The organism is Pseudomonas sp. 9Ag (genome assembly GCF_902506445.1).
GTDB lineage: Bacteria > Pseudomonadota > Gammaproteobacteria > Pseudomonadales > Pseudomonadaceae > Stutzerimonas > Stutzerimonas stutzeri_AB.
Genome location: NZ_LR733836.1, coordinates 1,767,968 through 1,786,334, shown reverse-complemented (window position 1 = coordinate 1,786,334; position 18,367 = coordinate 1,767,968). Strand labels below are relative to the sequence as shown.

Genomic DNA, 18,367 nt, shown 5'->3' with positions numbered 1-18,367 from the left:
TTTTCAATTCTCTGGTTGTGTTGGCAAAGCAGGTCATCCTGCTGTTGGCGTATCGCTACTCGTTGTGCCGGGCCGCGGTCAGACCGCGGCAATCTCCACTGCATCGCCGTTGAGGCGCGCTGGCCATACTTGCAATTGCTGTTCCGGGTACTCCAGGCAGCTGCCATCGGCCAGTCGGAAGTGCTGCTTGTACAGGGGCGAAGCAATCACCAGGTCGCCTTTCAGCTGCCCCAGGATGCCGCGACCGATGACATTGGCGCCCGATTTCGGGTCCTTGTTCGAGATGGCGAAGACCTGTTCGCCGGTTTCGGTATCGGGGAGGTGGAACAGCGCCACCTGTTCTCCCTCGAGCCAGGCGACCACGCCTGAATTGGCCACCAGATCGCGGCGGCTGCACAGGGCTCGCCAACTGGCGGATTGAACGGAATCAATACGTACGGCGTTGGGCTGGCTCATCAGAGCACCTCCTCGGTGACGGGAATCAGGTGAAGTTCGTGTGCATGTACCGGCCGGCGCTGGCCGCGTTCCCTGACGAAATGGACGTCCGGGTCGCCGCGCCTGTCGTTGATAAAGGTGCGGAAGCGCTTGAGCTTTTCCGGGTCCTTGATGGCGTTGGCCCATTCGCATTCGTAGCGGTCGACCACCAGCTGCATCTGCGCTTCCAGCTCGGCGGCCAGGTTCAGGCTGTCGTCGATAACCACCTCCTTGAGGTAGTCCAGGCCGCCTTCCAGCGATTCACGCCACACCGAGGTGCGCTGCAGCTTGTCCGCGGTACGGATGTAGAACATCAGGAAACGGTCGATGTAGCGGATCAGGGTTTCGTCATCCAGATCGGTGGCGAACAGCTCGGCGTGGCGCGGACGCATGCCGCCGTTTCCGGCGACGTACAGGTTCCAGCCGTTCTCGGTAGCGATCACGCCGATGTCCTTGCTTTGCGCCTCGGCGCATTCGCGGGTGCAACCGGAGACGCCAAACTTGATCTTGTGCGGCGAGCGCAGGCCCTTGTAACGATCCTCCAGACGCAGCGCCATGCCGACACTGTCCTGCACGCCGTAGCGGCACCAGGTGCTGCCAACGCACGACTTCACCGTGCGCAGCGACTTGCCGTAGGCGTGACCGGTCTCGAAGCCTGCTTCGATCAGCTCGCCCCAGATGTCTGGCAGTTCGTGCAACTGGGCGCCAAACAGGTCGATGCGCTGGCCGCCGGTGATCTTGGTATAGAGGTCGTATTTCTTGGCCACCGCACCGAGCGCGATCAGCTTGTCCGGGGTGATTTCACCGCCGGCAATGCGCGGCACCACCGAGTAGGTGCCGTTCTTCTGCATGTTCGCCATGAAAGTGTCGTTGGTGTCCTGCAGCGGAATCAGCCCTGGGTCGGTAATCGGCTGGTTCCAGCAGGACGCGAGAATCGAACCCACGGCCGGTTTGCAGATGTCGCAGCCGGTGTGGCCGCGGCCGTGTTTGGCGAGCAGTTCATCGAAGCTGATGATCCCTTCGACGCGAACGATCCCGTACAGCTCCTGGCGGGTGTGGGCGAAGTGCTCGCACAGGCTCTTGTCGACTTCGACACCGCGTGCGGTCAGCTCATGTTCGAAGACCTGCTTGAGCAGCGCGCTGCAACCGCCGCAGCCGGTGCCGGCCTTGGTTGCGGCCTTGAGTTCGCCAAGGTCGGTGATGCCGGCGTCGACCTGGCAGCACACCGCACCCTTGGTGACGTTATGGCAGGAGCAGAGTGTGGCGGTATCGGGGAGGGCGTCCGCACCCAGCGTCGGCGCGCCATCGGACAGCGGCAGGATCAGGCTGGACGGGTCGGCCGGGAGCTTGATGCCGTTCTGCGCGTATTGCAGCAAGGTGTCGTAGTAGCTGTTGTCACCAATTAGCACGGCGCCGATGACGCGTTTGCCGTCCTCCGATAGCACCAGACGCCGATAGCTGGCATTGGCCTCATCGATAAAACGGTAGCTCTTGGCGCCAGGCGTGGCGGCATGGGCGTCGCCAATGGAACCGACATCGACGCCGAGCAGCTTGAGTTTGGTCGACATGTCAGCGCCGCTGAACGGCTGGTGCGGTTCGCCGCAAAGCAGGGCAGCCAGGTTGCGTGCCATGGTGTAGCCGGGGGCGACCAGGCCGAAGACCATACCGTTCCAGGACGCACACTCACCGATGGCAAAGATCGAGGGGTCGCTGGTGCGGTAGTCGGTGTCGATCACCACACCGCCGCGCGGCGCGATCTCCAGCTCGGCGCTGCGGCCCAAGGCATCCTGCGGGCGGATACCGGCAGAGAAAACGATAAGGTCCGTTTCCAGATACTGACTTCTACCATCAGCACCGTCCTGGAAGTTCATCCGGTAGGCGTATTCTTCGCCGATGACGATTTCCTGCGTAGCGCGTGACAGATGCACGCCAACGCCCAGCGCCTCGATGCGAGCCTTGAGTGCGGCGCCGCCTTCCTCGTCCAGCTGAACGGGCATCAGGCGCGGCGCGAACTCGACCACATGGGCTTCGAGGCCGAGCGACTTAAGTGCGTTGGCGGCTTCCAGGCCGAGCAGCCCACCACCGACTACGACGCCTCGCTTGGCATTGCTGGCCGCAGCACGGATGGCATCGAGGTCATCCAGGGTGCGGTAGACCAGGCGTGAGTTGCCTTCGGCACCGGGTATCGGTGGCACGAACGGGTAGGAGCCGGTGGCCAGAATCAGCTTGTCGTAAGCCTGGCGGCCTTCGGCGGTGACCACTTCCTTGCGCTCGCGGTCGATCTCCAGCACTTGCACGCCGAGATGGATGTGCACGCCGTGAGTGGCGTAGTAGTCGGCTTCGCACATGGCCAGGGAGTCGGCATCGCGACCCCCGAAGTACTCGGAGAGATGAACGCGGTCATAGGCGCGCTGGCGCTCTTCGCCATACACATGGATCTGGTACTGGCCCAGCGCGCCGCGCTCGACCAGCTGCTCCACGCAGTGGTGACCCACCATCCCGTTGCCGATGACGACCAGCGTTTCACTTTTGAGCGGGGTGACGATTGCGTTCATGCCGGTTCCTCCGTCGACACCGCGTGCGGTGTCGTCGTACAAAAACAAAAAAGGCGCCTGGAGCTGTCGAGCAGCTCCAGGCGCCTTTGCCTGGAATTTGAGTGTTGTGGGGTGATGTTCGAGCGACGTTGCCCGCTGCACCCGTCCCGTGCCGTTTACGGCTGAGGGTCTACGCTGACCCCGGGATGCACTGCCGAATCAATCGGCAGGCGTTGCATAGGCCATAGCAGGTTGCGTGCCATTGCAGCCCGTGCACTGTCTGGTGGGGCAGAGCCCTTGAGTAGGTGGGGCGTTGAGACGTGTGATTAGCGTCGCTGTCACAGGGCCATAGAGCCAAATGGGGCGTCTGCATGAGCTGCAATGGTGCGGCAACGCCTGAGGGTCCCCATTTGAGGGCATTATCAAACCGGTGTTGGACCTTTGGTCCACGTCAGGCGCCGTTGATGCCTCGGTTCATCAGCGTTCGGCTCCAGACGCCGGCGACGACGATCACAGTTGCACTGTGGACCTTGCATTGCTGACGCCTCGCGCTTTAAGCGCGAGCGCGGCTTTAGTGGCACTCCCGGGTCGCTGCGTAGTGCGCAGCACCGACAGGACGGGCTGAGCGGATGTTGAGTGGCTGATGATCCGTGTTTTTTTGGGTGCCGCCGACCGTTTGGCTATTTTTCAGCTATAGCCATATTCCTGACACAGTGACTTTTTAAGGTGATTCTCCGGTGCCAGAGTGCCGCGCATATCGCACGGCGCCGGCTCCGACCGGATGGAGACACTGACCCATGCGTATCTCGAAGCCGCTGGTCGTGGCGCTTGTCGCTGCGATTTCCGCCCCCGCCATGGCCGCCAGCAATACCTTGGTGGGTTGGGCCATGATGCCTGCCGATACCTTCTCCGATGGCCCGACGTCGGGTCAGATGGCTAGCGCCAATCCCTACGGGACCTTCGCGCCGCCGTATGCAGACCGCCAGCCGGTCCAGGGTTTTTCCGCCGTGCTGCCGGGAGCAGAAGAAAACAGCTTCATCTTCATGACCGACAACGGCTTCGGTGGGCAAACGAACTCGGCCGACACCTTGCTGCGCCTGTATAGCGTGCGGCCTGATTTCCGCACGGCCAGCGGCGGCAGCGGCAAGGTCAGCGCAAGCGACTACCTGAGTGGTGCGCCACTGGCGCGTTTCTCTCATCCGTCTCGGCTGACGCTCAACGACGTCAACCAGAAGCTCGAGCTGCCGATCCAGGCCGACTATCGTTTCTATTACAACGACGGCTCCAAGCCACGCGTAGACAGTGCAATCGACTTCGGTCGCCTGCTGACGGGCGCGGACCTGGACGTCGAGTCAGTGCGCCGCGACAAGCATTGCGCCATGTGGTTTGGCGATGAGTTCGGCCCCTATCTGATCAAGACCGATGCGTCCGGTACGGTCATGCGCAGCGCCATTTCATTGCCCGGCGTTTACGCACCGCAGCACAAGGACGTGGTGGCGGGGCGTGCGGCCGCCAACCTGGCCGGGTCGGGCGGTTTCGAAGGCATGGCGATCAATCCGCGCGGTGACCGTTTGTACGCGTTGCTGGAGAAGACCGTTGACGGCGATCCGACCGGAACACTGCGTATCAATGAGTTCGATATCGACCAGGAGCGTTACACCGGCAACCGGTTCTTCTATCACCTGCAAGCGCCCGAACATGCCATCGGCGACATGACGGCCATCGACGAGACGCGCTTTCTGGTCATCGAGCGCAACGGCGCGACGGCCACCGGCGGCACGCCGTTCAAGAAGATCTACCTGATCGATACGCGCGGCGTCGCCAGTGGCGGGACAGTGCACAAAACCGAGCTGGTCGATCTGATGCAGCTGGCTGACCCTGACGACCTGAATGGCGATGGCCAACGCTCGTTCAGCTTTCCCTACGTGACCATTGAAAGCGTGTTGCCGTTGGATTCGCGCACCTTGCTGGTGACCAATGACAACAACTTCCCGTACGGAGGCGGGCGTGGGCTGAATGCGGATGTCACCGAATTCCTGAAGATTCGCCTGGCCAACCCGATACCCGGCGTCCGCCCGCCCCATTTGCAGCAGGCCAGAGACGCGCGGCGCTGTGAAATGTCGGCCGGGCTGGGGCAGGGCTGAGCCTCGCTTGTGAGCGAAGTGGCGGACACCAAGTGCGGGGCGCTACAGCTTACATATCAAGCATCGAAAGCTTCGCCAGCAAGCTCGCTCATACAGCAGGTACCCGCGAGCAAGTATTCCGTGTAGGAGCGAGCGTGCTCGAAAACGAGGCGGTGCATACGCCAGGCAAGCGCCTGGCGTATGCATTTCTGCCGTTGGGTGAGCAAGGCGACGCGTCCCTTCAGCCTACGGGGCAACGTGCTGTCGTAATGCCGAACGAGATCACGCCTCGCCGACCTGCACCACCAGCTTTCCGAAATTCTTGCCTTCGAGGAGACCGATAAATGCCTCGGGCGCATTTTCCAGCCCCTGGACGATCTGCTCGCGGTATTTGATCTTGCCTTCCGCATACCAGGCGCCCATTTCACGGGCGAACTCGTCGTAGCGGTGGCCGTAGTCGTTGAAGATGATGAAGCCTTGCATGCGCATGCGCTTTTTCAGAAGGGTGTCGAGCAGCAATGGTAGGCGATCCGGGCCATCCGGCAGGTCGGTGCTGTTGTACTGCGCGACCACTCCGCACACCGGCACCCGTGCGCTGGTGTTGAGCAGCGGCAGCACGGCATCGAATACCTTGCCGCCGACGTTCTCGAAATAGACGTCAATACCGTCCGGGCAGTGTTGGGCCAGTTGTTGTGGGAAGTCGCTGGCCCGGTGATCGATACAGGCATCGAAGCCAAGCGTTTCGACCGCATGCCGGCATTTTTCAGCGCCGCCAGCGATACCGACCACGCGGCAGCCTTTCAGCTTGCCGATCTGCCCGACCGTTGCCCCAACGGGCCCGGTGGCTGCTGCGACCACCAGGGTTTCCCCAGCCTTGGGCTGGCCGATGTCGAGCAGGCCCATGTAAGCGGTGAAGCCCGGCATGCCCAGTACACCAAGAGCGTGAGAAGGATGGGCCATATCAGGGGCGAGCTTGATCAGCCCTTGTCCATCGGACAACGCATAGTCCTGCCAGCCATTGCCACTGAGTACCCAGTCACCTTCCTGGTAATCGGGATGACGTGACTCGACGACCCGGCCAACCGTGCCGCCAACCATCACATCGCCTACTTCCATAGGGGGCGCATAGGAAGGCCCGGCACTCATGCGGCCGCGCATATAGGGATCGAGCGAGAGATAGACCGTACGCAGCAACAGCTGCCCGTTGTCAGGGCTCGGTACCGTGCCGGTTTCCATACGGAAATTGTCGGACGTTGGCGCACCGTGCGGGCGCGAAGCGAGGCGAGGCGAATGCTGCGGTTGTGTTGCGATTGTTGAGTCATCGAGGTTCTCCCTTTAGTCGATCAGCAGATCAACGTGGGAGCCTGTTGCGCGCTGGACGTTCAATCGTTAGCCGAGCCGCCCGCTCTCTCGCGATAGGTGGGATGGAGGTTTGGTGCAGCCGCCCCGAGAGAGAGCGGCTACACCACGATGGAGGCTCGAACAACGATGTCAGAGGTCGAGCCAGCCTTCGTTGTCAGAATCATCGCGGAACCGGTTGTACTCGTCTTCGTTCCAGTCGCCGCTCTTGTCGCGGTCGTAGGTGTTGTAGACGCCTTGACCGTACTCGTCATTGGTCAGGACTCCATCTCTGTCCGAGTCCCAGCGTGAAAACATGCCATCGTTGTCGAAGCGGGAGCCCCATTCGTTGTAGTCCACAGAGCCAGATTTGTCGGCATCCCAGGTGTTGTAGTCCATCTCCGCGGCGTAGGTCATGGCCGAGCCGCCCGCAAGGGCCGCCGCTACAACGAGACCGCCGATCGCTTTCTGCCATTTGGTGTTCATGCTGCTTCTCCTCTGCAAATTTCTGGGTAGTCATCACCAGAGGATGGCGCTGACATTAATTTCGTAACCAGTCAGCAGACAGAGTTCTGGAAAAGCGCCGGTTACCGACACACGGCTGTGCCGGGGTGAGGGCGAGCATCCAGCGCTGTCGCTGCACGCCGCGCCAGAAAGACAAGGGGGTGGTAATGCCAGGACGCTCAGCGGACAACTAGCTAAACGATCATGTGATTGCAGCGCGGGGCGCTTTTTCGGGTTGGGGCCGGGTGGTTGGACCACCCGGCGTGATGCCGCGGTATTGCGAGATCGGTAGGCCGCAACGAACAGCGTGTCCAGACCTACGACGCTATTCAATTTCTCCAGGTGTGGCGGAGTAGTGCGCCGGGTCCTCTGTCACGGTTTCCTGCTCGGTACGATGCATGTTGCGGTTAGGCACGCTGTCATTCTCCGGCAGCCCCTTAACGACACGGCCATCCTCGGTCACGATCTGTCCCTGCTCATTGCGGTGAGTTTCGAGCTTCTCCATCGGCGCGGGCGTGCCCATTGGGCTCGGACGTGAACCGGTATCGTCCTTCGGCGTGCCGGCTGGCCACTGCGCCAGGGCTGGCTGGGCGGCGCTTGCCAGTAATGCGGTCAACGCCAGTGACATCAAATGGGATCTGTTCATAGCGGTCTCCTGATCTGCATCTTCGGAAGGTTGGCGGTTGTGGCGCCCGTTCCGGCAGGCGGTCTGTGCTGGTGCGCGCTCAACGCATCTAGGCGCCCTCGGGCTGGCACACCAGCAACGCGATGGGGCCACCACTGGAATATTTGCCGGGCACCCTCGCCACGGCCTGTTCGTTTGGGCTGATCGACATCGCCGGCGACGCGGTCATCACGGTTTCTTCGGGCAGAGCGTGGAACTGGCACGACGCGACTTCCCGACTGTGGTTGGTCACCTTGATCGCTGGAACGCCCCTCAAATCAACGTCATCCGAGGATGCCTGCGGCACTCCAAGCTCCTCGACTTCGAGGTTCATGCCGTTCAAACGGGTAACGACTAGAGGCTCCTGAGCGAGCGCAGGCAGAGCAAATGCCAAGCTGATCAGCGCTGATAGAGGTCTCTTCATTCTGCTTCTCCGTTTTAGTGACTTATTCATCTGAACCGGGTAGGCGCGGCGAGTTCGGGGCCGCCAATCGACCTGTCGGACAGATCGTCGAATCAGCCCGTCACGGGCCGCTTCGATTGACCCGCCGATTATCTGGCCGAGCAACCGCGCGCCGTGCCGAGCGCCAGCAATGCCGGTACATAAGCGCGTCTTCCACAGCCTTCAACGTGCGCCGTATGAGTTGTCGTACAGCTGGCCATATCTTGTTGCAATTCACTGAACCCCGTTCGTCTTCCTAGGTCAGAGCTGAGCGTCGTGGCTCAAGGCTGCTACGCACCGCAGCTCACCCCTGCCAGGTTGTTACCCCCTACTCAAGTTGCTGAGCGCACCAATGGATAAGATTTACGCTGTCGTACTGTCTTATAAACGCAAGGATTTGCTTAAGCGTTGTCTGGATGGGATCGGTGCCCAGAGCCGCCCCTGCGACGCCATCATCGTGGTCGACAATGCCAGCAACGATGGGACCGAGGAGATGTTGCTCGAGTCAGACATCGCCAATCTCAAGGTCTATGTACTGTCCCGGAACACCGGAGCATCAGGTGGTTTCAGTGCCGGGTTTCGCATCGCGTATCAGCAAGGAGCTGACTTCGTCTGGATGATGGACGATGACGTGATTCCAGAGCCAGATGCGTTGGAACAATTGCTCGAGGCTGATCAGCGGCTCGCGGAGCGCAAACAGGCGCGCGCTTTCCTGTTGTCGATGGCGTTTACCGAGGCGGGTCTGTTGACCAACGTGCCGCGGATCGATGAGCGTACCAACGCCATCGATTACGAAAACTGGCCCGCGCTGCTGGATATCGGAGTGGTGCCGGTGCGACCGGCCACCTACGTCTCTATCCTGGTGCCGCGAGAAACACTGGCTCAGCATGGGGTGCCTTTGGCCCCCATGTTCATGTGGGGGGACGACACCGAGTTTACTCTGCGTATCAGCCAGAACACGCCGGGTTACCTTGTGGTCGCCAGCAAGGTACTGCACCTGCGACGCGTCAGTGGCGCGATCGACATCCTGCGCGAGCCTGACCCGAGCCGGATTGCGCTGCACCGGCACCTGGTTCGAAACGAGATCTTTGTCGCACGCCAATATTTCCGCAAACGACGCGTTTTGGGTCTGTTCTCCTCGCGGCTGAGCCTGGTTGCGGCAATGCTGCTGCGAGGACAGTTCGCCAAGGCACGCATCATTCTTTCCGGGCTGGTGGAAAGTGTCAGCTTCTCGCCTTCCCCTGAATCGGCCGATGCGCCGGTTGAGGCGCTGGGGGTGACCGTGCGTGAGCTGCTCCCAAAGCGGACAGACGTTCCAACTGAGGCAACTGAGCTAGCTGAGCAACGGCCGCCGGATGCCGCTGCTGCTCCCTGCACCGATAAGCCCGCTCATGACAGGCAGTCCAATCTGCGGATTCTGGTCTGCGGCGCTGAAGGGCAGGTGGGTTACTGCCTCATCAATCAGGCTGCGAGCTTTGGATTGGAAGCCATCGGCTTGTCTCGCCAAGCGTTGGACATTACCAGCGCGGAGCAGGTGCGTGAGGCCATTGAGCGCCATGAGCCGGCCTTGATCATCAATGCCGCTGCATACACCAACCTGGACCACGCCGAGGCAGAGGTGGCGCAGGCGCAAGCAGTCAATCGCGACGGTGTAGCTAACCTGGCCGCCGCCGCCCGGCAGTTCGATATTCCCTTGTTCCACCTGTCGAGCGAATACGTCTTCTCCGGCGAAGCTGACAAACCCTACCGTGAAACCGACCAGCCGACACCCAACAGCGTCTACGGCTCCACGCGTCGTGCGGGCGAGATGGCGATCAGTCAGACGTTGGACCGCTTCCTCATTCTGCGAACCAGCTGGATTTATGGGGAGCGCGGAAACAATTTCGTGAAGACGATGCTCAACCTGAGCAACAAGACCGAGGAAGTGTCGGTCGTCAGTGATCAGGTCGGTTGCCCGACCCGTGCCCGTAGCGTTGCACGCGTCCTGATTGAATTGGCGCTGCGTTATTGCCGCGACGGTGATCTGGAATGGGGGCTGTATCACTACAGCGGTGCTTCACCGTGCAGCTGGGCCGAATTCGCCACTCAGATCTTCCAGGAAGCGGAATCGGCCGGGTTGATCGACACCGCGCCGCGTGTGCTGCCGGTACCTAGCTCGAGCCTCCCACGCGCAGCGATGCGACCTGCATGGTCGGTGCTCGACTGTGCGCTCATCGAGGAGACCTTCGGCATTCGACCCAAGCACTGGCGAGAGGAATTGCGGCATGTGATTCGTCGAATCAGCGATATGCCGGTCGTGCCGTTCGGGCCTTCGCCAAGCCGGGTTCCGTACAAAGCTTATCCGTTCTGCATCAAGGAACGACCTGCACAGCTGTCCTCGTCCAGACGCTCGGCCACCGGCGACTAGACTCGCATCACAAAAGAAAACTTTTTCTAAATATTACGGTCCGAGGGGCAGGACTTTTTCGAAGGGATGTCGCCATGACAGACGCAGCGATTAAAAGAGTAGGTGTTTCGGGTACAGGGATGATCTCGCACTGTTTCGTTCGTCTGATCATGCAGCACTACAGCGATCTGCGAATAAGCCGGGTTTTGACCCGCAGAAACGTCGGAACATTGAGCAGCTTCCCGTTGGCCGAGGTGCTGACGAACTCCATTGACGATCTGATTGCGAACTCGGATGTGATCGTTGAGTGTACGGGCGATGTGTTTTTCGGTACCGAAGTGATCGAGCGTGCCTTCGAGGCCGGGGTACCAGTCGTCACTATCAATGCCGAGCTTCAGGTCACCACTGGGTCCTACCTCTCGGGCAAGGGGTTCCTGACCGAAGCCGAAGGGGATCAGCCAGGCTCGCTCGCCGCACTGCGCGAAGAGGCCCTGCAGATGGGCTTTCTGCCGCTCGTGTACGGCAACATGAAAGGTTACCTGAACCACAATCCCAGCCCTGAGGACATGGCTTACTGGTCCAAGCGGCAGGGCATCAGCATTGAGCAGACCACGTCCTTCACCGACGGCACCAAGGTGCAGATCGAGCAGGTCGTGGTCGGCAACGGGTTTGGCGCGACCATCACCCGACGCGGCCTGGAAGGGCTCGCATCCACCGATCTCAATGTCAGTGGCAACGTACTTGGCCTGATTGCCGAGGGCGTCGGCCAGCCGATCGTCGATTATGTTCTGCCCAACGGTTACTCGGCCGGCGGCGTGTTCCTGGTATGCAGACACGATGAGATGCAGGCGCCAGCAATCGAATACTTCAAGCTGGGGCCCGGTCCTTACTACGTGCTGACACGACCGTTCCACCTGTGCTCGCTGGAAGTTGGCAAAACCGTTCGCCGGGTATTGGCTGGCGGCGGCGTGCTGCTGAACAATTCTGTCTCGCCCACCCTGGGTGTTGCGGCCATAGCCAAACGTCCAATGAAGCCGGGAGAGATGATCGTCCGAGGCATCGGCGGATTCGACGTTCGCGGCGAAGCGGTGAAGCTTGCCGACGAGCTAGACCACGTACCTATCGGTCTGTTGCGCAATACGGTTCTCAAACGACCGGTTGAGCCGGGGCAGTTGATCACCTTCGACGACATCGAGGTTCAGCCGAGTCGAGTGCTGGATATCATTTTCCAGCAGCAGCAGAAAATGTTGCAGCAGGTTCAAACAAAGGCTGAGCCAGCGATGTTGTGTCAGGGCCTGCCGTGAGAGCCCGGGACGAGGCAGAGGTGTGGGCTGACGGGTACGGCTTCATGGAGTTTCAGCGGACCGGGACCGGCCTCGTCCCCTATCACCACGAATCTCGCGCTACAAACCTGCCTTTGCCAACCGCAGCGTCTGCGCCGTTGGCCGACGATAAGTCGGCCGGCGACGAAGATGGTTTCACCCTGCTGGCTTGATCGGCTGGCTTACACGGCTGAGTCTGGGCCCGGGCTGACCTCAGCGGTCGTATTGAGGGTGTTCCAAAGGTTGCACGCCAAGCGCACCACGGCACCCCCAAAGCCGATGGCCTCTGTTCGAGCATCCTGCTCGTTGTCGAATACCGTCAGCACGCTGCCATAAGAGTAAACAACTCCCCAGTGATTCATGCTTTCGTTATCTGCCTTGATGCAATCCATGGACGTCTCCTTATGTCACGGGGCGTGACAAAAATACGTCGCATAGATAGCACGGCGTCATAACGCCGACAATTGCCATTCGGCGGAGGTGCAATTAACCGCCAGACGGCAGATTGGTACTGATTGTTTAACCAGTCACGAACTCAATGCCGATATGCGCTCGCGCCGGACTGCCGCAGCGAAAAGCGCTCAATGGCTGCATCGTGTGGCAGTTCGGTAATCGCACTCTTCACGAAGTGCCACGGCGTTCGCCCGGATGCGTTTCGTGGCCCATCGGCGTGGTGTCTGGAAGGGTCACGCCTGGCTCGGCGAAATCGGGGCTGTGCACTTCCGAGTCCAATGGCATGTGACTGTAGCGCTGCTTGTCAGGAGAGACCTGATGTGGCGGCTGCTCGGTTGCGGTGAGAATACGTTTTGCCTCGCAGCGGCCGCTGATACCGCGAGCCAGAGCCATGCCGCCCATTGCGAGCTGCAGCAGGCCGGTCAAACCGCCGCGCCGCAAGCCTCGGCCCAGCATCACCAGGCCGCCTGCCACCGAGGCGCTGCGTTCCCAGCCATGCACGTTTTGCGGGGCGTTCTTGTCGAATAGATTCATAGTCATTCCTTTAATAGTGATCAGCCGTTGAGCGTGGTGCCCGTCGAGGGCGGAAACGGGTCCAGTGGCGGCAACGCTGCCCAAAAGGGGCTGCTCCAGCCTGACTAGCCTGTGTGATGCCGCTATGGCTCGTTTCGTTGGTCTTAGGTTCGGCAGCAACATAGGGGAAATCGTTCGGGACGGGAGATGAGTGGCGCGACACAAGGCTTGACAGTTGGGCATGGGTCCCGCAGATTTCGCTAAACGTAATCGAATTACGCAAAAAAATAATAGAGCGCTGCGCAGATGCGGCGCACCTTGTATGCAGCCATGGCAACGAATATGGATTCATCAGTTTTCTTCCGCTTCATCGAGTCCGCTCGTCCCCACACCGCTCAGGCGACCACCCGCTCGGTGAGCTTGATCGCTTCGGTTGGCCGATTGGCGGCTGGCGATACGCGTCGGCCAACCCAGCCAAAGCGAAGCGCGCAGAGCTGGGTGGCAATCAGGCTTGACGCCTGAATGAGTCGTTGAAATGAAGATCTTGGGTTTTCGATTGACGCTGGGCGACCATCTGGGTCGCAGTGTCCGTGGGATTTCCTGTGCGCCACCGGGTTGACCTCCAAATGACGTCAACCACCAATCGTACCGTTATTCCAAGGAGCCAATCATGGCCGACCTGTTTGAAAACCCAATGGGCCTCATGGGCTTCGAGTTCATCGAATTTGCCTCGCCCACCCCGAACGTCATCGAGCCCGTGTTGGAAAGCATGGGCTTTACCCATGTCGCCAATCATCGTTCGAAGGATGTGGCGCTTTACCGTCAGGGCGAAATCAACGCCATCGTCAATCGCGAGGCAACGGGGCTTCCGGCGTATTTTGCGGCTGAGCACGGACCGTCCGTGTGCGGCATGGCATTCCGCGTAAAGGACGCACAGAAGGCCTATTCACGTGCCCTCGAACTGGGTGCGCAGGCCATCGAGCTGCCGACTGGCCCGATGGAACTGCGTCTGCCGGCGATCAAGGGAATCGGCGGCGCGCCGCTGTATCTAATCGACCGCTTCGGTGAGGGCAGCTCGATTTACGACATCGATTTCGTATTCCTCGAAGGCGTCGAGCGTCATCCAGTCGGAGCGGGCCTGAAGCTCATCGATCACCTGACCCATAACGTTTACCGCGGGCGCATGGCCTATTGGGCGGACTTCTACGAGAAGCTGTTCAACTTCCGTGAGATTCGGTACTTCGACATCAAGGGTGAGTACACCGGCCTGACGTCGAAGGCCATGACTGCGCCGGACGGCATGATCCGCATCCCGCTCAACGAGGAGTCGTCGAAGGGCGCCGGGCAGATCGAGGAATTCCTCATGCAGTTCAACGGCGAGGGCATTCAGCACGTCGCCTTCCTGACCGACAACCTGATCGAAACCTGGGACAAGCTGAAGGCCGGCGGCACAGTCTTCATGACGGCACCGCCGGAAACCTACTACCAGATGCTTGAAGAGCGGCTGCCCAACCACGGTGAGCCTGTGGAAGAACTCAAGTCGCGGGGCATCCTGCTCGATGGTGCAGAGGAGAACGGCGAGCAGCGTCTGCTGCTGCAGATATTCTCAGGCACGGTGCTGGGCCCGGTATTCTTCGAGTTCATCCAGCGCAAGGGTGACAGTGGCTTCGGCGAAGGCAACTTCAAGGCGCTGTTCGAATCCATCGAACGTGACCAGATCCAACGCGGCGTGCTGAGCACCACCGAGTAACTGCCGAAACGGCAACCGGCTCCGGTTGCCGAACCGATCGGTCGGTTTGCTTGATGGCCGCTCGAGAGCACCCTAAGGGCACCAGCTGATGTTGGTGCCGCTTTGGTCGTGTTGCCTGCGTCATCATCCGCACCCTTATCCGGGCAAGCCCCTCAGGTCGTCGAAATTGAGTCAGGCGACGGTTATGTCGTGTCGGCACATGGCGTGGTGCTGTGGTCGCCAGCGCTGGCGTCACGATCCCTTTCGTAGCGTTGGGTGTGCGGGAACAGCGGCAGCCAATCCTCGCGACGAACCGTCCAGCACTCGTAGGTGGGCGCCAGTTGGTTGGGAGTATCAAGAGAGCCCAGATGCACTTCGATTTCGTTCGCAGTGCGCGCGAAGACGGACGAGCCGCAGCGGGGGCAGAAGAATCGACCGGCATAGCTCTGCGCTTCGCCACTGATCCTCACCGAATGCTGCGGAAACACCGCAGCGGCATAGAAGAGAGCGCCGTGATGCTTGCGACAGTCGAGACAATGACACAGGCCAACCCGGCTCGGGAGACCCGTCGCCACGAGGCGCAGGTTGCCGCAAAGGCAACCACCAGTGAATCGCTCCATGCTGTGCTACCTCTGGCAGGCGGGCAAATTGGATCTGTATGAACAGTCATAGCCGAAATGTCGAGAAGCGACCGAGCGGCCGATCAATTGTTGACCGCGACTACGCATCAGTTCCTCTGCGACGCCCGCAGGCGACCGAACACTGAAAGTCGCACTAAATCGTTCACGACAAACGTCAGCCGCTTGTTAACGCTTCACGACCGAGTGCTCGCTGTAACGGTCATCCGACCGAGGTGCGGAGAAACTGAGCGATTGCCTCGATCACCGTTTCAGGTTGCTCACGATGGGGAACGTGCTGACACCCGTCGAGCGGTAGCTTCTGAACGCTGCCGCTTCCCAGCGCGGCGACCCGATGAAGATGGTCCAGCGAACCGTATTCGTCTTCCCGGCCATGAATCGCCAGCAGTGGGCAGGCGAAGCTGGGAGCGCTTTCTTCTATCGTCCAGGTGGCGTAGCTGTTTGACAGCCAGGTGTGGATCCAGGCCCACAGAATCCATTCAGCCTTATCCCCGTGGTATTTGCGTAGCCGTTCCAGCTGGCCGGGTTCGGCGAATGCTGCCTGGGTGTCACGAATGCCCTGCAGGGTTCGGTCTTCGACGAACGCGAGGGCGGCGATGGTGATCAGCGCGCGACAGTTGTTCGGGTGATGGGCGGCAAGGCTGGCTGCCATGATGCCGCCAACGCTGTGGCCGAGTGCAATGAAGTGCTCGATGTCCAGGGCGTGCCGCACCGGCGGGAAGAATTGCTCGGCTTCGTCACGAATGAAGCTGTTGGACCAGTCACCCGGATGCGCTGCGGAGCGACCGTAGCCAAGCCGGTCATAGGCAATGACGTCGTGACCGGTAGCCTTCGCCAGGCGCTCGGGAAGGTCGCGCCACAGTTCTACGCAACCAAGGGAATCGTGCATCAGGACGATGGGCGATTTGCGTGAATCACGGACGCGCCAGCGACGGGTGAACACGTCGCCGCGTGCCGTGGATAGGACGCGGTCTTCCGTCGAAACGATCATGAGAATCCTTGTGACGCCGGTTCTGGTTGGCATCGATCTGCGCCGGGCGTCAGCGTTATGCATGGCGGCCTCAGGCAGGCCGCCTCGTCGCTGAGTAAACCGCGTGCCGTTGCGAGCTTTAAGGCCCAGGCGGCGCCGGAAGTAGTGATCAGCGGCCGCCTGTCGCGGCCATGCTCTGACGTGTGCGTCGGCGCTGGCTTCAGTTCGCCGCGGCCGCTGCCGCTGGCTGCTGTGCGGCCACTTCTCGGTCGCGCAGCAGGAACCGCTGGATTTTCCCGCTCGGGGTTTTCGGCAGTTCGCTGACGAACTCGATTTCGCGCGGGTAGGCATGGGCGGACAGACGCTGACGCACGTGCTGCTGCAACTCATCGGCCAGCGCATGGCCGGCCTGATGGCTTGCATGCAGCACGACAAAGGCTTTCACCAGTTCGGTTCGCTCCGGATCTGGCTTGCCGATTACCGCCGCTTCGATAACTGCAGGGTGTTCCACCAGGGCGCTCTCCACGTCAAAGGGGCCGACTCGGTAGCCCGAGGTGGTGATGACGTCATCGGCGCGGCCGACGAAACTGATGCTGCCGTCGACGTTGAGTTCGACGGTGTCGCCGCTCAGGTAGTAGTGCCCAACGAAGGCCTTGGTGCGGCCGCCCGCATAACCATTGAACCAGAGCAACGGTGACTGATTGCGGTCCAGTGCGAGCATGCCGGGTTTGCCAGGCTCCAGCTCGCGCTGTTGATCGTCGATGACCACGACGCGGTGCCCGGGCATCGCATAGCCCGCCGTGCCGATGCGCACGGTATGGCTCAGCGCATGGTGGTTGCACAGAACCATACCCAGTTCGGTCTGCCCGTAATGATCATGGATCGTGCAGCCAAGGCCGCTGCTGAACCAGCGGATGACCTCGGGAGTGAGTGGTTCGCCCGCGCTGCTCACGGCGCGCAGCTGCCCCTTGATCTTGCCTTCGACCTCATGCCGCGCGGCCAGCAGCAGGCGGAACGCGGTAGGTGAGCCGGCCATGTTGGTGATCTTGTATTCATTGACGACGCGACAGGTGCTGTCGACAGTAAATCCGCCCTCATAAAACAACGTCGAATGGCCCATCGCGAGCGGTCCGGTAACGGCGTAGTACAGACCGTACGCCCAGCCCGGATCGGCAATGTTCCAGAAATTGTCTTCGGGTCGGAGATCGACCGCATCGCGCATATAGGTGACGAACGCCACGATGGCCTTGAGCGGCACATGCAGCTGTTTTGCCGGCCCGGTAGTACCCGAGGTGAACATGGCGAGAAAGGGCGCCTCGCCGTCCAGCAGCACCGGCTCGAATTCGCTCGGTTGTTGATTGACCTGTGACCAGAAGTCGCCAGCTCCGTCGCCGACCACCAGACGACGCGGCGCGGCTTCGATGGCGTCCAGCTTCTCGCTGTTGGCAGCATCGGTGACGACCATCTTCGCGCCGGATTCCTTGATCCGATGCTCGACCGCTTTGGGGCCGAAGGCGGTGAACAATGGCTGATAGATGGCACCCGCGCGCCAGGTGCCGAGGATGGTGATCAATAACTCGGGCGTGCGCGGCAGCAGACCGGCAACAGTATCGCCCGGCTTGATACCATAACTGTCCAGCAGGTTGGCGAAGCGCGCCGAGGCTTCCTTGAGCTGGGCGAAGGTCCATGTAGCGCGTTGACCCTCGCGACCTTCCCAGATGAGGGCGACCTTGTCTGAATCGGCGTGGCGGTCACAGCACTCGACACAGGCATTCATCGAGGTGAGATCGCCGCTGAGAATGGCCGAGACCGTTTGCTCGTAGTCGAATTCACTGGCCGCAGTGGCATGGTCGCGCATGGCTGGCTCCTGGATCTTGTTGTTATTGGGTTGTCCGGATATTGGCGCTGCAAGGTGTCCGCAACAATGGCAAAAGCCACCAAGGTGGCTGAGCGGTTTGGACAAATGCCAAGAGCCAGTAGGGGCGCTGTTAGGCGCCACCCGCCCGTCGACAGCAATGCAGACACCATCAGCCGTAGCATGGGCGGCAACACTGATGCCGCTGCCACCGCGCTGGCGATTCATGCCTGGCGCAGAAAATGACCGGCGACGGCTGGGCTGATTGTTCTTGGGAAGCTGTTACATGCCCAGCCAAGTATTGCAGAGCCAACGACCTTGTCGGGATGTAGCTGGTCTCGGTCAGGAAAATCGATAAAAGGCATTTGTCATGGCTGCGCAGCACGAACCTCCGGTGGAGTATTGCCGCCCCAATGGGCGGT

15 protein-coding genes are annotated in these 18,367 nt (G+C 60.8%); 4 read left to right on the top strand and 11 right to left on the bottom strand.

Going from position 1 to position 18,367, the window contains the following annotated elements:
• Positions 1-78 precede the first annotated feature (78 nt).
• On the bottom strand, positions 79-456 hold the full coding sequence (gene nirD, locus ALTERO38_RS07810; protein WP_102836396.1) for a nitrite reductase small subunit NirD: 378 nt from the start codon (positions 454-456) through the stop codon (positions 79-81).
• On the bottom strand, positions 456-3,029 hold the full coding sequence (gene nirB, locus ALTERO38_RS07805) for a nitrite reductase large subunit NirB (RefSeq protein ID WP_159967900.1): 2,574 nt from the start codon (positions 3,027-3,029) through the stop codon (positions 456-458). The genes nirD and nirB overlap by 1 nt, the downstream gene beginning before the upstream one ends.
• A 776-nt stretch (positions 3,030-3,805) precedes the next feature.
• Between nirB and ALTERO38_RS07800 the strand changes: the two genes are divergently transcribed.
• Positions 3,806-5,152 carry an esterase-like activity of phytase family protein gene (locus ALTERO38_RS07800; RefSeq protein WP_159967899.1) on the top strand — a complete coding sequence of 449 codons (1,347 nt, stop codon included), beginning with the start codon at positions 3,806-3,808 and terminating at the stop codon, positions 5,150-5,152.
• 261 nt (positions 5,153-5,413) lie between these two features.
• On the opposite strand, the gene ALTERO38_RS07795 is transcribed toward ALTERO38_RS07800, so the two are convergent.
• The 4 genes from ALTERO38_RS07795 to ALTERO38_RS07780 all read right to left on the bottom strand — a co-directional run bounded on the left by ALTERO38_RS07795 (position 5,414) and on the right by ALTERO38_RS07780 (position 8,061).
• Positions 5,414-6,367 (bottom strand): NADP-dependent oxidoreductase, encoded by a 954-nt coding sequence (locus tag ALTERO38_RS07795; RefSeq protein ID WP_306109786.1) that lies wholly within the window; start codon positions 6,365-6,367, stop codon positions 5,414-5,416.
• A 255-nt stretch (positions 6,368-6,622) separates the two neighbouring features.
• Positions 6,623-6,955, bottom strand: a complete 333-nt coding sequence (locus tag ALTERO38_RS07790; RefSeq protein ID WP_159967898.1) for a hypothetical protein — start codon at positions 6,953-6,955, stop codon at positions 6,623-6,625.
• A 343-nt stretch (positions 6,956-7,298) separates the two neighbouring features.
• Positions 7,299-7,619: a hypothetical protein gene (locus ALTERO38_RS07785; protein ID WP_178114578.1), complete on the bottom strand. Its 321-nt coding sequence runs from the start codon at positions 7,617-7,619 to the stop codon at positions 7,299-7,301.
• 88 nt (positions 7,620-7,707) lie between these two features.
• The gene (locus ALTERO38_RS07780) at positions 7,708-8,061 is read right to left on the bottom strand and encodes a hypothetical protein (protein ID WP_102838207.1); all 354 of its coding nucleotides are present in this window, start codon (positions 8,059-8,061) and stop codon (positions 7,708-7,710) included.
• A gap of 370 nt (positions 8,062-8,431) precedes the next feature.
• On the opposite strand from ALTERO38_RS07780, the gene rfbD reads away from it, so the two are divergent.
• Both rfbD and ALTERO38_RS07770 read left to right on the top strand, forming a co-directional pair.
• Positions 8,432-10,486, top strand: a complete 2,055-nt coding sequence (rfbD, locus tag ALTERO38_RS07775; protein ID WP_159967897.1) for a dTDP-4-dehydrorhamnose reductase — start codon at positions 8,432-8,434, stop codon at positions 10,484-10,486.
• Positions 10,487-10,605: 119 nt separating this feature from the next.
• Positions 10,606-11,769 carry an NAD(P)-dependent oxidoreductase gene (locus ALTERO38_RS07770; protein ID WP_159967896.1) on the top strand — a complete coding sequence of 388 codons (1,164 nt, stop codon included), beginning with the start codon at positions 10,606-10,608 and terminating at the stop codon, positions 11,767-11,769.
• Between the two features lie 200 nt (positions 11,770-11,969).
• On the opposite strand, the gene ALTERO38_RS07765 is transcribed toward ALTERO38_RS07770, so the two are convergent.
• Both ALTERO38_RS07765 and ALTERO38_RS07760 read right to left on the bottom strand, forming a co-directional pair.
• Positions 11,970-12,179 carry a hypothetical protein gene (locus ALTERO38_RS07765; protein ID WP_102838210.1) on the bottom strand — a complete coding sequence of 70 codons (210 nt, stop codon included), beginning with the start codon at positions 12,177-12,179 and terminating at the stop codon, positions 11,970-11,972.
• 229 nt (positions 12,180-12,408) lie between these two features.
• Positions 12,409-12,780 (bottom strand): YgaP-like transmembrane domain, encoded by a 372-nt coding sequence (locus tag ALTERO38_RS07760; RefSeq protein WP_148926032.1) that lies wholly within the window; start codon positions 12,778-12,780, stop codon positions 12,409-12,411.
• 643 nt (positions 12,781-13,423) lie between these two features.
• Between ALTERO38_RS07760 and hppD the strand changes: the two genes are divergently transcribed.
• On the top strand, positions 13,424-14,503 hold the full coding sequence (gene hppD / locus ALTERO38_RS07755) for a 4-hydroxyphenylpyruvate dioxygenase (RefSeq protein ID WP_102838211.1): 1,080 nt from the start codon (positions 13,424-13,426) through the stop codon (positions 14,501-14,503).
• A gap of 182 nt (positions 14,504-14,685) precedes the next feature.
• Here hppD and ALTERO38_RS07750 read toward each other — a convergent pair whose 3' ends face one another.
• The 3 genes from ALTERO38_RS07750 to ALTERO38_RS07740 all read right to left on the bottom strand — a co-directional run bounded on the left by ALTERO38_RS07750 (position 14,686) and on the right by ALTERO38_RS07740 (position 17,948).
• Positions 14,686-15,102, bottom strand: coding sequence for a GFA family protein (locus ALTERO38_RS07750; protein ID WP_159967895.1), 417 nt, complete (start codon positions 15,100-15,102; stop codon positions 14,686-14,688).
• A gap of 220 nt (positions 15,103-15,322) precedes the next feature.
• Positions 15,323-16,111, bottom strand: a complete 789-nt coding sequence (locus ALTERO38_RS07745; protein ID WP_218581722.1) for an alpha/beta fold hydrolase — start codon at positions 16,109-16,111, stop codon at positions 15,323-15,325.
• Positions 16,112-16,310: 199 nt separating this feature from the next.
• Entirely contained in the window at positions 16,311-17,948 is a 1,638-nt protein-coding gene (locus tag ALTERO38_RS07740) for an AMP-binding protein (protein WP_159967893.1), read from the bottom strand.
• Positions 17,949-18,367 lie beyond the last annotated feature (419 nt).

Excerpts from the sequence above, each read along its gene's own strand:
- nirD (WP_102836396.1), bottom strand. The coding sequence starts at position 456 with ATGAGCCAGCCCAACGCCGTACGTATTGATTCCGTTCAATCCGCCAGT.
- nirB (WP_159967900.1), bottom strand. The coding sequence starts at position 3,029 with ATGAACGCAATCGTCACCCCGCTCAAAAGTGAAACGCTGGTCGTCATC.
- ALTERO38_RS07800 (WP_159967899.1), top strand. The coding sequence starts at position 3,806 with ATGCGTATCTCGAAGCCGCTGGTCGTGGCGCTTGTCGCTGCGATTTCC.
- ALTERO38_RS07795 (WP_306109786.1), bottom strand. The coding sequence starts at position 6,367 with ATGGAAACCGGCACGGTACCGAGCCCTGACAACGGGCAGCTGTTGCTG.
- ALTERO38_RS07790 (WP_159967898.1), bottom strand. The coding sequence starts at position 6,955 with ATGAACACCAAATGGCAGAAAGCGATCGGCGGTCTCGTTGTAGCGGCG.
- ALTERO38_RS07785 (WP_178114578.1), bottom strand. The coding sequence starts at position 7,619 with ATGAACAGATCCCATTTGATGTCACTGGCGTTGACCGCATTACTGGCA.
- ALTERO38_RS07780 (WP_102838207.1), bottom strand. The coding sequence starts at position 8,061 with ATGAAGAGACCTCTATCAGCGCTGATCAGCTTGGCATTTGCTCTGCCT.
- rfbD (WP_159967897.1), top strand. The coding sequence starts at position 8,432 with ATGGATAAGATTTACGCTGTCGTACTGTCTTATAAACGCAAGGATTTG.
- ALTERO38_RS07770 (WP_159967896.1), top strand. The coding sequence starts at position 10,606 with ATGATCTCGCACTGTTTCGTTCGTCTGATCATGCAGCACTACAGCGAT.
- ALTERO38_RS07765 (WP_102838210.1), bottom strand. The coding sequence starts at position 12,179 with ATGGATTGCATCAAGGCAGATAACGAAAGCATGAATCACTGGGGAGTT.
- ALTERO38_RS07760 (WP_148926032.1), bottom strand. The coding sequence starts at position 12,780 with ATGACTATGAATCTATTCGACAAGAACGCCCCGCAAAACGTGCATGGC.
- hppD (WP_102838211.1), top strand. The coding sequence starts at position 13,424 with ATGGCCGACCTGTTTGAAAACCCAATGGGCCTCATGGGCTTCGAGTTC.
- ALTERO38_RS07750 (WP_159967895.1), bottom strand. The coding sequence starts at position 15,102 with ATGGAGCGATTCACTGGTGGTTGCCTTTGCGGCAACCTGCGCCTCGTG.
- ALTERO38_RS07745 (WP_218581722.1), bottom strand. The coding sequence starts at position 16,111 with ATGATCGTTTCGACGGAAGACCGCGTCCTATCCACGGCACGCGGCGAC.
- ALTERO38_RS07740 (WP_159967893.1), bottom strand. The coding sequence starts at position 17,948 with ATGCGCGACCATGCCACTGCGGCCAGTGAATTCGACTACGAGCAAACG.